Source organism: Chryseobacterium sp. UF-290, assembly GCF_058245615.1.
The window spans coordinates 35,513-48,940 of sequence record NZ_JBSICB010000021.1; the positions used below are offsets into that span (position 1 = coordinate 35,513).

The 13,428-nt window shown below is 37.1% G+C and carries 13 protein-coding genes; 7 read left to right on the forward strand and 6 right to left on the reverse strand.

From position 1 onward, the window contains the following. Window positions 1-176: 176 nt before the first annotated feature. The gene (locus AC4IF5_RS18745) at window positions 177-1,076 is read left to right on the forward strand and encodes an AraC family transcriptional regulator (RefSeq protein WP_490737223.1); all 900 of its coding nucleotides are present in this window, start codon (window positions 177-179) and stop codon (window positions 1,074-1,076) included. A gap of 343 nt (window positions 1,077-1,419) precedes the next feature. Here AC4IF5_RS18745 and lipA read toward each other — a convergent pair whose 3' ends face one another. Next, complete coding sequence (gene lipA, locus AC4IF5_RS18750) at window positions 1,420-2,286, reverse strand: lipoyl synthase (protein WP_002981042.1); 867 nt, start codon at window positions 2,284-2,286, stop codon at window positions 1,420-1,422. A 362-nt stretch (window positions 2,287-2,648) separates the two neighbouring features. Beyond that, window positions 2,649-3,209 (reverse strand): RNA polymerase sigma factor, encoded by a 561-nt coding sequence (locus AC4IF5_RS18755; RefSeq protein WP_490737226.1) that lies wholly within the window; start codon window positions 3,207-3,209, stop codon window positions 2,649-2,651. A gap of 388 nt (window positions 3,210-3,597) precedes the next feature. Between AC4IF5_RS18755 and tyrS the strand changes: the two genes are divergently transcribed. Further along, on the forward strand, window positions 3,598-4,893 hold the full coding sequence (tyrS, locus tag AC4IF5_RS18760; RefSeq protein WP_490737228.1) for a tyrosine--tRNA ligase: 1,296 nt from the start codon (window positions 3,598-3,600) through the stop codon (window positions 4,891-4,893). Between the two features lie 61 nt (window positions 4,894-4,954). Here the strand turns inward: tyrS and AC4IF5_RS18765 are convergent, their stop codons facing one another. Both AC4IF5_RS18765 and AC4IF5_RS18770 read right to left on the reverse strand, forming a co-directional pair. Further along, window positions 4,955-5,575: a hypothetical protein gene (locus tag AC4IF5_RS18765; protein ID WP_490737230.1), complete on the reverse strand. Its 621-nt coding sequence runs from the start codon at window positions 5,573-5,575 to the stop codon at window positions 4,955-4,957. Between the two features lie 84 nt (window positions 5,576-5,659). Then, window positions 5,660-6,082 (reverse strand): hypothetical protein, encoded by a 423-nt coding sequence (locus AC4IF5_RS18770; protein WP_490737231.1) that lies wholly within the window; start codon window positions 6,080-6,082, stop codon window positions 5,660-5,662. A 202-nt stretch (window positions 6,083-6,284) separates the two neighbouring features. Here AC4IF5_RS18770 and AC4IF5_RS18775 point away from each other — a divergent pair, with 202 nt between their 5' ends. Together AC4IF5_RS18775 and AC4IF5_RS18780 are read left to right on the forward strand one after the other, a co-directional pair. Next, complete coding sequence (locus tag AC4IF5_RS18775; RefSeq protein WP_490737233.1) at window positions 6,285-8,258, forward strand: ATP-binding protein; 1,974 nt, start codon at window positions 6,285-6,287, stop codon at window positions 8,256-8,258. Continuing rightward, window positions 8,248-8,886, forward strand: coding sequence for a response regulator (locus tag AC4IF5_RS18780; RefSeq protein WP_490737235.1), 639 nt, complete (start codon window positions 8,248-8,250; stop codon window positions 8,884-8,886). The genes AC4IF5_RS18775 and AC4IF5_RS18780 overlap by 11 nt, the downstream gene beginning before the upstream one ends. Window positions 8,887-8,936: 50 nt before the next feature. Here AC4IF5_RS18780 and AC4IF5_RS18785 read toward each other — a convergent pair whose 3' ends face one another. Beyond that, window positions 8,937-9,368, reverse strand: a complete 432-nt coding sequence (locus tag AC4IF5_RS18785; protein ID WP_490737237.1) for a hypothetical protein — start codon at window positions 9,366-9,368, stop codon at window positions 8,937-8,939. 247 nt (window positions 9,369-9,615) lie between these two features. On the opposite strand from AC4IF5_RS18785, the gene AC4IF5_RS18790 reads away from it, so the two are divergent. From AC4IF5_RS18790 to AC4IF5_RS18800, 3 genes are all read left to right on the forward strand, one after another. After that, on the forward strand, window positions 9,616-10,254 hold the full coding sequence (locus AC4IF5_RS18790) for an alpha/beta hydrolase (RefSeq protein WP_490737239.1): 639 nt from the start codon (window positions 9,616-9,618) through the stop codon (window positions 10,252-10,254). A 121-nt stretch (window positions 10,255-10,375) separates the two neighbouring features. After that, window positions 10,376-11,695: a PDZ domain-containing protein gene (locus tag AC4IF5_RS18795; RefSeq protein ID WP_490737241.1), complete on the forward strand. Its 1,320-nt coding sequence runs from the start codon at window positions 10,376-10,378 to the stop codon at window positions 11,693-11,695. Between the two features lie 3 nt (window positions 11,696-11,698). After that, window positions 11,699-12,226 (forward strand): hypothetical protein, encoded by a 528-nt coding sequence (locus AC4IF5_RS18800; RefSeq protein WP_490737242.1) that lies wholly within the window; start codon window positions 11,699-11,701, stop codon window positions 12,224-12,226. Here AC4IF5_RS18800 and AC4IF5_RS18805 read toward each other — a convergent pair. Continuing rightward, window positions 12,219-13,262, reverse strand: coding sequence for a L,D-transpeptidase (locus AC4IF5_RS18805; RefSeq protein ID WP_490737244.1), 1,044 nt, complete (start codon window positions 13,260-13,262; stop codon window positions 12,219-12,221). The genes AC4IF5_RS18800 and AC4IF5_RS18805 overlap by 8 nt on opposite strands. Between the last annotated feature and the right edge of the window lie 166 nt (window positions 13,263-13,428).

Genomic DNA, 13,428 nt, shown 5'->3' on the forward strand with positions numbered 1-13,428 from the left:
AAATTCTTTTTACTGAATTAATTTTAAAATTCTAAAAATGGTTTTGCTTTCTCTATGATGAAAGTGCAAAAGTCGTAAGAAAGATTCAAATTCACTTCTCTTTGAATGATAAAAATTTGCTCCATATTAACCTTTTTATTTAATTTTAGATTCAGAAACAATCAAAACAGGGCAAGATGAAAATTCAGAAAGAGAACATAACATTTGAAAAAGGAAAATCATTCAAGCTTTTTTCTCCTTCCTTAAAAAACTGTTTTTTCTGGCATTACCATCCTGAAATAGAGCTGGTCTATGTAGAAGCAACCAATGGGATCAGACATGTAGGAAAGGATATTTCCGGATTTACAAACAGTGAGCTTCTGCTGATCGGGGCCAACGTTCCTCACCTTAATTTTGACTATGGTATCCAGACAGAATGCAGACAGATGGTAGTACAGATGCAGGAAAGCTTTTTTCAGGATATCATTCTGCCTGTTCCTGAATTTGAAAGCATAAAAAACCTGTTGGAGAAGTCTTATCTTGGACTGTCTTTCTTTGGAGAAACTAAAAATACGGTCGTTGGAAAGCTTCAGATCATCAAGGATAAAAATGCTTTTGAATCTCTGATAGGACTGATCGAAATTCTGCAGATCCTCGCAGATTCCACCGAAGTGAGAGAGCTTAATAAGGAAGATACCAGAATCAAGTGGTTTTTGAATGACAAGATCAGAATGGGAACCATTTACGATTATATCCATGAAAATTATGATAAAAAGCCCAATGTCAACGCTATTGCAAAAATAGTGGGACTAAGCACGCCTGCTTTCTGCCGCTATTTTAAGAAGCAAACCAATATGACATTTACTGATTTTGTAAACAACTACAGAATCAACCAGGCCAAGATCTTTCTTCTGAAAGATTATTCTGTAACTGAAGTTTGCTTTCAGGTAGGCTTTGAAAGTCTTTCTTATTTCAATAAACTTTTTAAGCAACATACGGGCGAAACGCCATCTGAGTTTAAGAAAAAGCATTTCAGACCTATTGAAATCAACGGACGGATTGGTGGGATTACCAAAGAGTCTGCCTGTAATAAATAAAAACGGATAGATTTATTTGTCTCTCAGACTTTAAGGATAGCAGATGTGTTTATATTTTGGATAAAGCCATGTGTAGGTTGGTTTATATTTAAGCGAGTGCTATTGATTCAATAAAATTTATTTAACCACAGATTTACTCAGATTTTCACAGATGTTTATACATGACTATTATTAATTCTGGTACTCTACTAATCATCCCGTCAAATCTTCGATTTGCCACTCTAATGAGGACATCCATTACAAATCAAAGTAACCACGCCCAACTTCTAACTTCTAACTTCTAACTAACTCTCCACCTGCCACCTAAAAAACAAAAACCGCTCATCTCTGAACGGTCTGTATTTTAATGTATATGTTTCTCTGCGTGGTAAGAACTTCTTACAAGAGGTGAGCTTTCAACATGTCTGAAGCCTAAGCTTCTGGCAAAGTCTCCAAATTCATCAAATTCTTCCGGGGTAATGAATTTCTTTACAGGAAGATGCTTTTTGGTTGGCTGCAGGTATTGTCCAAGGGTAATAACATCTACATTGGCATTTCTGATATCTTCAATAGTCTGGAAAACTTCATCTTTGGTTTCTCCCAAACCAAGCATTACCCCTGTTTTTGTTCTTCTCTGACCCGCTTCTTTTAAATATCTTAATACCTCAAGGCTTCTTTCATATTTGGCCTGAATTCTCACTTCTCTGGTCAGACGTTTTACGGTTTCCATATTGTGAGAGATCACTTCCGGAGCTACTTCTACCAATCTGTCAAGGTGTTTTGTAATTCCCTGAAAATCCGGAATCAGCGTTTCCATTGTGGTTCCCGGAGAAATTCTTCTCACGGCGTTTACGGTTTCACCCCAAAGAATAGATCCCATATCTTTCAGATCATCACGGTCTACTGAAGTCAAAACGGCATGTTTGATCTTCATTAATTTGATCGAACGGGCTACTTTTTCAGGTTCATCCCAGTTTACATCAAGAGGTTTTCCTGTTTTTACGCCACAGAATCCACAGCTTCTTGTACAGATATTTCCAAGAATCATGAAAGTTGCCGTACCTTCTCCCCAGCATTCTCCCATATTCGGGCAGCTTCCGCTTTGGCAAATGGTATTTAATTTATATTTATCAACCAAGGTTCTCAGCTCTCTGTAATTCTTTCCGGTAGGAAGTTTTACGCGGATCCATTTTGGTTTTTGAACGGTAGTGTCTTGAACTGAATTTTCCATTTCTAAAATTGAAGTTCAAAGTTAAGGATTTTTTAATGGAAACCATCAACCGGAAAAATTGATGAAACTTATAATTCTAAATATCATTGGACATTCGGATTTATAAAGTACCTATTGTTTGTTGGTAGACGCAAGGAAGCAAGTTACTTTGCAGGCCAGATGCGGCAGTAAGGAGCAAAGATTTTATCTGTGATAAAATTTGTTTTCTAACTGCCACTAACGCACAAATAAAATCATTCCTGCATAGTAGCAAAACAAATATATAGATATATAAAATCGGCCTGAAAATATTGATTTCCTGAGTCTTAAAAGAATATATTGTTAAATTTCTTTGTGTTGTCCAAAAAATCCGGTATCCATAATTAATTGTCTTCGAAATCGTTATTTTTCAAGAGTTCGGCAAGAACTTTTTTCGCCCGCATTACCCTTACTTTGGTATTGGCAACCGAGATTCCCAGTTCTTCTGCAATTTCTTTGATACTTTTTTCTTCAAAAAATCTCAGTTTGATAATGTCCTGATAATTGGCATCCAAAGATTCTATGGTTTTAATGATCTTTTTTTGCTCTTCTTCAGAGATCAGAAGTTCTTCGGGAGATTTCGCGTACTGATTTTTAACTTCATCCAGATTTTCGATGGAGTCTTCATTTTCACGGCTCTTTTTCCGCCAGAAATCAATGACCGTATTCTGGGCAATGGTCAGTATCCAGGTTTTAAACTGAAAATGCGGATCGAACATATCCAGCTTCGACAATACTTTAGAGAAAACATTTACGGTGATTTCATCTGCATCGTTCTCATCTCTTACTTTTTTCATCACAAAAGAGAAAACATCCACCCAAAAAACATTGATGAGTTTAGTCTGGGCCTTCTGATCTTTATCTTTGGCCTTCTGGATGAGCAGAAATAGCTGTTCGTCGTTCATTATTAACAAATATAGATTATTTGGGGCAAAAAGGCAAATTTGTGAAAAGGTAAAAAGGCTAAGAAAGCTAAGAGGGCTGAGAAGGCTGAGAAAATAAAGAAAAGGACGATGGTAAGATGGATGGCTGAGGAGAACACAGATAAATAAAGTAAGTGAAATTATCAAACAGTCAATAAGATCGATATTTTTTAATTGGCATTCATCTGTCAAATAAAATTTGTCATTAACAAGAAATAGAATTACCGGCTATTCCTGAATATTACAATTATAAAACACCTTTGCCTATCTCTGCTCTCTTCACCCTTTTACCATTTTGCTTTTCCTCCTTTTGCCTTTCATACTTCTGAAATTACTATCTTTGCACCGTAAAATTTTAAAGTAAAAATCAATGAATTCCTTTATAGAAGAACTGAAATGGCGTGGTCTGTTTGCCGATATGATGCCAGGAACCGATGAACAACTGAATAAAGAGGTAACTACTGCATATATTGGTTTTGATCCAACAGCCGATTCTTTACATATCGGAAGTCTTATCCAGATTAAAATTTTAGCTCACTTCCAGCAGCACGGTCACAAGCCGATTGCTTTGGTTGGAGGGGCTACAGGAATGATCGGAGATCCATCCGGAAAATCTGCAGAAAGAAACCTTCTGGATGAGGAAACTCTTTTACATTATGTTGACTGTCTGAAGAATCAGCTTTCAAAATTTTTAAATTTTGAGGGTAATGAGCCTAACAAGGCTGAGCTGGTGAACAATTATGACTGGATGAAGAATATTTCTTTCCTTGATTTTGCCAAAAATATCGGAAAGAATATCACCGTTAACTATATGATGGCAAAAGATTCTGTGAAGAAAAGATTCTCAGGAGAAGGTGGCGCAGATGGAATGAGCTTTACAGAATTTACATATCAGCTAATTCAGGGATATGATTTTCTTCACCTGTATCAGAACAATAATGTAAAGCTACAGATGGGAGGATCTGACCAGTGGGGAAATATCACTACCGGAACAGAATTGATCCGCAGAAAAGCTCAGGGAGAAGCTTTTGCATTGACCGTTCCATTGATCACAAAGGCTGATGGTTCTAAATTCGGAAAGTCTGAAAGCGGAGAAAACTACTGGCTGGACAAAAAGAAAACATCTCCTTATAAATTCTACCAGTTCTGGCTGAATGCTACGGACGAAGATGCTGAAAGATTCATCAAATTCTATACATTCTTAGGAAAAGAGGAAATTGAAGCGTTAATAGAAGAGCACAAAACAGCGGCACATGAAAGAAAGCTTCAGAAGAAGCTTGCTGAAGAAGTGACGGTTTGGGTACATGGCAGAGAAGAATATGAAAAGGCTCTGAAAGCTTCTGAAATTCTTTTTGGACGTTCTACTGCTGAAGACCTGATAAGCCTTGATGAAGAAACGTTCCTTGAAGTTTTTGACGGTGTTCCTCAAAAGGAAATTGCAAAGACAGAGGTATTGGGAGTAAGCATTGTAGATCTTCTTTCTGAAAAATCAGGATTCCTGAAGTCTAAAAGCGAAGCCCAGAGAGAGATCAAAGGAAATGCAATTTCTGTGAACAAACAAAAGGTAAATGATACTTTTACAGCGAATGAAAGTGATCTTATTGACGGTAAGTTTTTACTGCTTCAGAAAGGAAAAAAAAGCTATTTTATTGTGAAAGTAGTTTAAAAATAAAAACAGTTGGGCGGGTTCTTCGAACCCGCCCAACTTTCATTATAATCATAAAAGACTAAAGCCTGATCTCTTTCAATTCTCCATCTCTCCTGATCTCTACAAATTTGCTTTCCACCTTTGTTTCGTTATAATTGTAGTAGTAGCTCTGATAAACGGGTGAAGAACCTGTATAATTCCCGAAACCGTTATAATAATCCGTTCTTCCTACCTGCTGTGAGCCTACACCTTTTCCCACATACCCGAAAACCGTCTCAATATAGTATTTTCCCGGTTTCATTTTTTCAAAGACAAACCTTCCGTTTTTATCGGTTTTGGTTTCAATTCTGTACTTAAAAGCCTGCTGGGAAAGAACAGCCATATATTTTTTACTTTTTTTGTATTTGCTTCTTAATCTGTAGTATTCCTCAAAATAGCTTGTTACAGGAAACAAAACAACAACAGTTCCTTCAGGTGCAATATGCTTGATTCCGAAAGCGTTCACTCCTAAAAGGTTATTCCAACGATTGGCATTCGTATATTCTCTCGCTATGGCAATTCCTTCTATTGTTGAATTACCATAAGCCAGCATATCTTTTGTAAGATTTTCATCAAAAGGTACCTGTGGCATCACTTCCTGTCTCTGGGCATTTATCAGCAGGAAAGCACTGATAAAAACAATGGTTAAAACATTTTTCATTTTTACAATTTTAGTGTTGGGTGAAAAGACTTTATAAAACAACAAAAACCGCCAATGCGGTTTTCATTATCATTTTATCAAATATTAAAATGTATGACTTGCAGAAGCTGATAAATACTGTCCGCTGGAAGTACCTTCTTTTTTCAGTTCACCATCTACCCAGATCTGAACCTTTAAAGTAGAAGAAGCATCAGCTCCTATAGCATTTACAGCTACGTTCGCATTATAGGCACCAGCTTCTGATGTGACCTCAGGACTTGACCATGTTGTACCGCTAAGGCTAGATGCCGTTGTCGGATTACCATCAATTCCATATACAGCGATTTCAATATTACTTCCTGCAGAAGCTATTGCTTTAAAAACTACTTTATGGCTTTTCCCTGCACCATTCACATTGTTGTTGTCATCGTCATCATTGCTGCAAGAGCTTACAAAACCAATCAACACCATTGCCAGCACTGCAACAAACGCTCCTCTCAACAGTTGATTCATTCTCATTTTTTTCATAATCTTTTTGTTTAAATTTTAATTACTTTATTTAATATTCTATGATCAGTGATTTGATATCTGCAAAGCTATTAGAGTCGGCAAACTTTATCAATACTGAGAAACGTGTATTTTTTTCTACCGGAATTCAGGTATTTTTTTTGCTAAATTTTTTAATTAAATTGAACGTTTTAAAAAAATATATTCTACAGAACCGTCCCTAATGAAGAGATTACTGATCCTGCTAAGCATATTGCTGTCCTTTGGTATACGATCACAGCAAATTATTCCGCTGAATGAGAAGCCTTATTTGGATAGTTTACAAAACATCATAAAGAACACATCCTCCCCTGTATCAAAGGCAAATGCATCTTTTCTTCTGTCAAATTATTACAGAAATATTGATTCTCTTTTGAGTAAAAAGTACCTGGAAAACGGGAAAACATTTATTAAAGACGATCTTTTTCTTTCAGCAAAGTATGAATATTATAAAGCACAGTATAACCTGGACAGAGACAAAGAAAAAGCGGCTCTGTCTTATCAGCAGGCCATTAAAGCATTATCAAAGTTCAAAAATGAAGAGTCTGATCTTCTTCAGGCTTCAGCATGGTACAGCTATGGGGTAACCCTGAAAGATAAGGAAGGCTATCCTTTTTTAGTAAAGACAATCCTTGAAAAAAGCGTTCCACTGGCTAAAAAATATAAGAATAGCAGGAGCTTAGGATTTCTATATACTCAACTTGCTGTTGTTCTCATGTATAATGCTGAATTTAAAAAGGCGGAAAATTATAATAATAGGGCCCTGGAAATTCTTGAAAAAAACTATCCGGAGTCTGCTGAACTATTTTTCACATACCTTAATTCTGCCAATAATTTCTGCTATCAAACCAAGGGAGATGAAGCCAGGAAAAACCTGGATAAAGCTGAAAAGCTGATCGCTCCATATCCTGAATCTTCTGTCAATGCTTTCTATTATTATGGTAAAACACTGTATTGTATTACCAAACAAAAAAATGCAGAAGCACTAGCTTTTATTGAAAAAGGAATCTTTTATACAAAAGAGTTCAATCAGAATCTGCTGGCGCAAATGTTTTATTTCAACAAATATGACATTCTAAAGAAATTAAAAAAGTATAATGAGGCTAAAAATGTTTTGGAAGACATTTTAACGGAAAAATCACTTGCTCTTGACCTCAACAACAGGAAGACCATCTATAAGCAGCTTTCTATACTCAGTGAAGAGATGGGAAATACAAAGGAGGCCCTGGTATGGGAAAAAAGATATTCCAAACTTAATGACAGCCTGAATACTGAAAATATAAAGCTGGAAATCAACAAAATAGAAACCAAATTCAATACTGCTGAAAAGGAAAGAAAAATAGCGATTCTCAATGCTGAGAAAAACCAGAAAGATCTGGAAGTAAATAAGAAGAACTCTTATTTATGGGGATTGAGCCTCATCCTGTTATTGGTTGTAAGCCTTTTAATTTTCCTGTTTATCATTTTCAGAAAAAATAAAAAAATATCTGAGCAGAAAATAAACGACATTAAGCAGAAGGAAGAGCTATCGCTTACCAGAGCGATCCTTGATGGTGAGGAACGGGAAAGGGAGCGGATTGCCAGAGACCTTCACGACGGTTTGGGCGGAATGCTTGCCGGGGTTAAAATTAATTTTTCTACGTGGTCAGCCAATAATTTAAACCCGGAAAAGGATCAGGAATTTTATAAGATATTAGGTCAGCTGGACAGCTCTGTAGGGGAACTTCGCCACATTGCAAGAAATTTAATGCCTGAATCGCTTCTTAATTTCGGTTTGGAAACGGCTTTAAATGATCTTTGTGAATTTTATTCCAGAAAGGATCTGGATATCGATTTCCAGGCCATTGACATTGAAAAAGATCTGCCTTTAAATATACAGCTCAATATTTACAGAATTGTACAGGAATTATTAGCAAATGCCATAAAGCATGCCGAAGCTGACAATATTCTGCTGCAATGCTCTCAATCCGGAGAAAGCTTCCTGATCACCATTGAAGATGATGGGAAAGGTTTTAATAAAGATATTGAAAATACGACCCAAAGCATGGGACTCCGCAATCTGAAAAACCGGGTCAGCTATCTGAAAGGAAAAATGGAAGTAAATTCCGACAGTCAAGGTACAACGATTAATATAGAACTCAATATAGATGGAGAATGAAAAAATAAATATTGTTATCGTAGATGATCACCCGATTGTCATTGAAGGATTGAGAATGATGCTGAACAGCCAGCCGTTTTTCAATGTTACGGGAAGCTTCACATCCGGTTCGGAAATCATCAGTTGTATCCGGTCTCACAAGGTCGATATTATTCTTCTGGATATCACATTACCTGATGCCAATGGTACGGAGCTCTGCAGGGAAATTAAAAAGATATCACCGGATACCTCTGTAATCATGTTCAGCAACCGGTCTGAAAGAAGCATCATCATGCAGTCTATTCAAAACGGAGCGAGTGGCTATCTTCTCAAAAACACCTCTATTGATGAACTGGTCATATGCATTAAGGGAGCGCTTTCCGGAGATATCGTCTTCTGTAATGAGACGAAGCAGATCATCAGCCGGCCTTCCCAGAACGACCTGCCTATTCCCAGACTTACCAAAAGAGAAAAGCAGATCCTTCAGATGGTGGCCCAGGGAAAAACAAGCAATATGATCGCTGAAGAGCTGTTTTTAAGTCCTCTTACTGTAGATACTCACCGTAAAAACTTACTGCAGAAATTTCAGGCAAAAAATTCAACGGAGCTTATCAACATAGCTGTACAGCAGCATATGATCGAAGAATAAAAAAAACCGCTGTAAAAGCGGTTTAATTTTTATATCAGTATTAGAATATTTTACGGTTCCAAGAAGCTGTAATCGATAGAAGCAACTAATTCTCCTTTTCCTTTTTTCGTAACGGTTCTGGCAACCTCTCCATCGATCCAAAGGTTGATGGTCAGTTCCGAATTATCTTCTGGCAGGATTGCATTAGCATCCAGATTCAACTGTGCCTGGCTGGAGTTTACAAAGAATTCTCCACTCGTCCAGGGCGAAGTTAAAGGAGTTTGTGGAGTATTGAATATTGTATTCTGAGTAGTACCTACTTGTGTTACAACACTTTTAATTTCTCCTCCTGCGGTAGTTTTCACTTCAAACTGAACCACATGATCCTGAAAATCATCGTCGTCATCTTTTTTACAGGAACTTACAACGGTAATCACAGAAAATAATAAAACGAATAAAAAAGAAAGTCTCAGTAAACTTTTTGAATTGTAAAATTGCTTCATTTCTCCAAATAGATTTTTTAATGTTCCAAATATAAGTTTTTTATTAATATAAAAATAACTTTTATGAAAATTTTCCAACAAAGATTTACAAACAATATCAAATCAGCAAAAAATAAAAACACTCTGTAAAATACAATAATACGCTTCAAAACAATCAATCATTGAACATACAGCACTCTCCCCTCAAAGTTCTTTGTATGGATAATAAAAGTGATTTTCAATATGATTTATTAGCTATATTTGCTGTATGAATTTAGATTATCTAGTAAGAGAGCCGGAAAATATTACCCCCAGCACCCCTGTTCTTTTTATGCTTCACGGCTACGGCAGCAATGAACAGGATCTTTTCAGTTTCAGAGAAACTCTTCCCGCCGACTGGCTTATCATCAGCTTCAGAGCTCCGAGAGATACCCAATTCGAGGGATATTCATGGTATGATATCAATTTTAATGATCCTGAAAACTTTATTGATGTACCTCAGGCTAAAGAGTCTTTAAATGCCGTATTGGAAAGCATCATGAAGATCATCAATCATTATGGTCTGACGGAAGGCAAGACCCACTTATGCGGATTCAGCCAGGGTGGAATATTGTGTTACGCATTGGCTTTAAAATATCCTGAGCTTTTTAGCTATGTTGCCTGTCTCAGCGCTTATCCCGAAGATAAAATCCTGGACGGTATCGTAAAGGATAAAAAGAAACTTGAAAAATTAAGGTTTTTCGTCTCACATGGTACTGATGATGCTGTTATCCCTCTTGAATGGGGAAGAAAAGCGGCTGATCTTCTTTATGACCTGAGTTGCTACTTTACATTCAGAGAATATATGAGCGGACATGGGGTGAATCAGAAAAACTATATGGATCTGATGGAATTTTTCTCCAAATAAGACAGATCCCGTTTTAAAATAAATTCAACATTTCCTATTCATTTATTGTCGTTTATATAAACATTCCTGCATTTGGAATGTTTTTTTATTACAATATCGATAAATTCACTAAATTCAGTAAATGAAATTTAAGTTTCTTTTACTGGGATTTTTTTTTAGCATTTTTGTAAATGCCCAGAACTCTTTTGAGCTGATCAACACCCAAAAAGCAGTCATCCCTTTTAAGTTTATCAACAACCTCATCTTTATTCCCATCAATGTCAACGGTGCCGAACTTACCTTCCTTCTCGATACCGGAGTTGCAGAAACCATTCTTTTCAGTCTTGAGAATAAGGAACTCAAACTTGGATATGTTGAAAAGATGAAATTTTCCGGACTGGGTGGAAGCTTAAGTATTGATGGCTTAAAATCCGACCGTAATACGGGCAGGATTGGTGATGTTCTTGTGAATACCTCCATGGCCCTTTATGTAATCCTGGATGAAGAGTTTAATATTTCATCTCATGTCGGAATTCCGGTAAATGGTGTTATCGGGTTCCACTTCTTCAAAGACCATCCTGTTTTTATTGATTATGTATCAAAAAAAATAACGGTATACGAAAATTCCGCTCTTTTACAAAAGAAGATCAGGAGGTTTGAAGAATTCCCCATTACGATAGAACAAAGTAAGCCTTATCTTTCTGCCGATGTGGAAATGACCCGCGAAAAGAAAAGCTCAAAGCTGCTCATCGATCTGGGAAACAGTGATGCCATATGGCTCTTCCCTACCCTGATTAAGAATTTTGTCTATAACAGGCCTAATATTGATGATTTCCTCGGCCGTGGATTCAATGGAGACATTTATGGTAAAAGAAGCAGGATTCATAATTTTTACCTGGGAAATTTTAAATTTGAAAAACCGCTTACCGCTATGCCGGATGAATTTTCTATCCAGCATGTCAATTTAGTGGAAGACAGAAAAGGCTCTGTAGGAGGAGAAATTATGCGCCGGTTTACTGTGGTTTTTGATTATCCCAATAATAAGCTATATTTGAAAAAGAATAAAAATTTCAACGATCCTTTTAACTTCAATATGAGCGGCCTGGATTTTAAACAGGACGGATTGGAATGGGAGCAGGACAGGGTAAAAATTGAAACCCAGAAATCCACAGGTGTAACGAATGAGGTTTACAGAGATTCTTTTCAATATAAATTCAGCTTAAAACCCATATTCTCCATTTCAGGAGTCAGAAAGGATTCCCCTGCCTATAAAGCCGGATTGCAAAGAGAAGACAGGGTGATCAGCATCAATGGAAACAGAACTGCAGATATGACCCTGGAAAAAATTGTAGAACTGATGAAGTCTTATGAAGGGCGAAACATTACCATGGTCGTTCAAAGAAAAAATGAACAGCTTACCTTACGTTTCACCCTGGAAGATCCGATACCTTATCAAGAATAGAATATGAAAACCGAAGAAACCACCTTAGACAGAATAAGAACAAGACCCAGATTCAAAATGTTTACGCATCTTACCAAAGAGGAATATGCTGAGAATCTGAAAAAATACCTCACAGAGCATAAAGAAGAGTTTGCCGGCAATATCAACAAGGAAGTGGCAACGATCTGGGTAGAAACAGAATATGACAATTACTGGAAACCCCGCCTTGCCTTAAGGGTGGAAATGGAAGACGAGCATACTGTCATACGGGGAGTATTTGGTCCCAGCTCTGCTGTCTGGACATTCTTTATGTTTCTTTATTTCTCCTTTTCCATACTCTGGATGACCTTTTTCACCATGTACTACGTGGAGAAACAGATCAAAAGCGCTGAATACCCGTGGGCACTGAGCGCTTCTTTTGTCATGTTATTTTTTATTCTCCTCACTTATGTAGCCGCAAGATTCGGGCAGCACAAAGGAAAAGATGAAATGCTTAAGCTGAGACGGTTTGCTGAGGAATCTACCTTACAGTTTGAAAAGAAAATTAATTAGACAGAGAGTCCCCTATTCTCTCATTTTGAACGGGAGCAGCCATTGCTTTTGCTGTTTTGATAGAATCAGCAACTTTTTCTCTGTTAGCCTGTTCCTTCAACATTTTCGGAACATCCGGTTCCAGAAGTTTGGTAAGTTCTTCAACAGATATATTATTGGCATTCGGATCATCAAGAAGCTTTTTCCATGGTCTTCTTCCTCCCCAGTTATAATCCCCAAATACCATTACAGCTGTTCCTCTGGCTTTTGTTGTCGCACCTCCGGGATTCAGGATCCAGGTATCTGCATAGGAATACAGCCATTGGGCATCTTTTCTCAACAGTCTTAAGCAAGAGTGTGAAGCCGGATATCCCGGAAGGGTATATTCATGCCATCCGATACCGCCTATATTGTGGATATTAAAGTTGTAAGGAAGCTTCCATTCGCTGCTGACGGTAGATATTGCCAGTTTCTTTTTCCAGTTCGCAAAAGTAAGACCTCTTGTCGTCTGAGCACTCTTTTTCCCCATACTTGTTGGGCCCCACTTTACAAGGCTCCCGTTGGAATATACCGCATAAGCCTGAATAGGGTAAGAAAAGATGACAAACTTCTTCACCCCGCTCAATACATCCAGCTGCATGGGGAATGGTGAATAGGCCATCAGTGTAGTATCTATTTTCGCCGGAACTACCAATGTATCGGCATTCCACTTACTTTTAGAATCAAGTCTGTTTAAGGCTAAAATAGCCGTACGCTCTTCTACACTATATTTCTTGCTGAACTCCGCATATACAGAATCTCTCATTTTTTTATCTTTCGGAATAACGAAAGCATTATAAAAGCCGTTCTCCTGCATTACCGGCGGTACAGATTCTTTTTTTACCACAGGCACAGAATCTTTCTTTACCGAATCTTTTTCAGCTTCCGGCATATCAGAAGCGGAAACGGTATCCTTAAAAGTATCGCTTATTTTTTCTATTTCTTTTTTACAGGAAACAAGGAATAAAGCGCATAAACATGCATATAGAAATGATTTTTTCACAGATATGTTCTTCATAAATAAAATTGGTCATTTAGTTTGGCTACCCAGTACAAATATCAGACCTAAATTTGAATCCTAAAAGACATTATTGAAAATACCGTAAAAAAACGGTATTTTTTATATGTTAAATAATGAGCAATATAATACATCCATGAATTTCAAAGAGATGATAAGCTTTTAC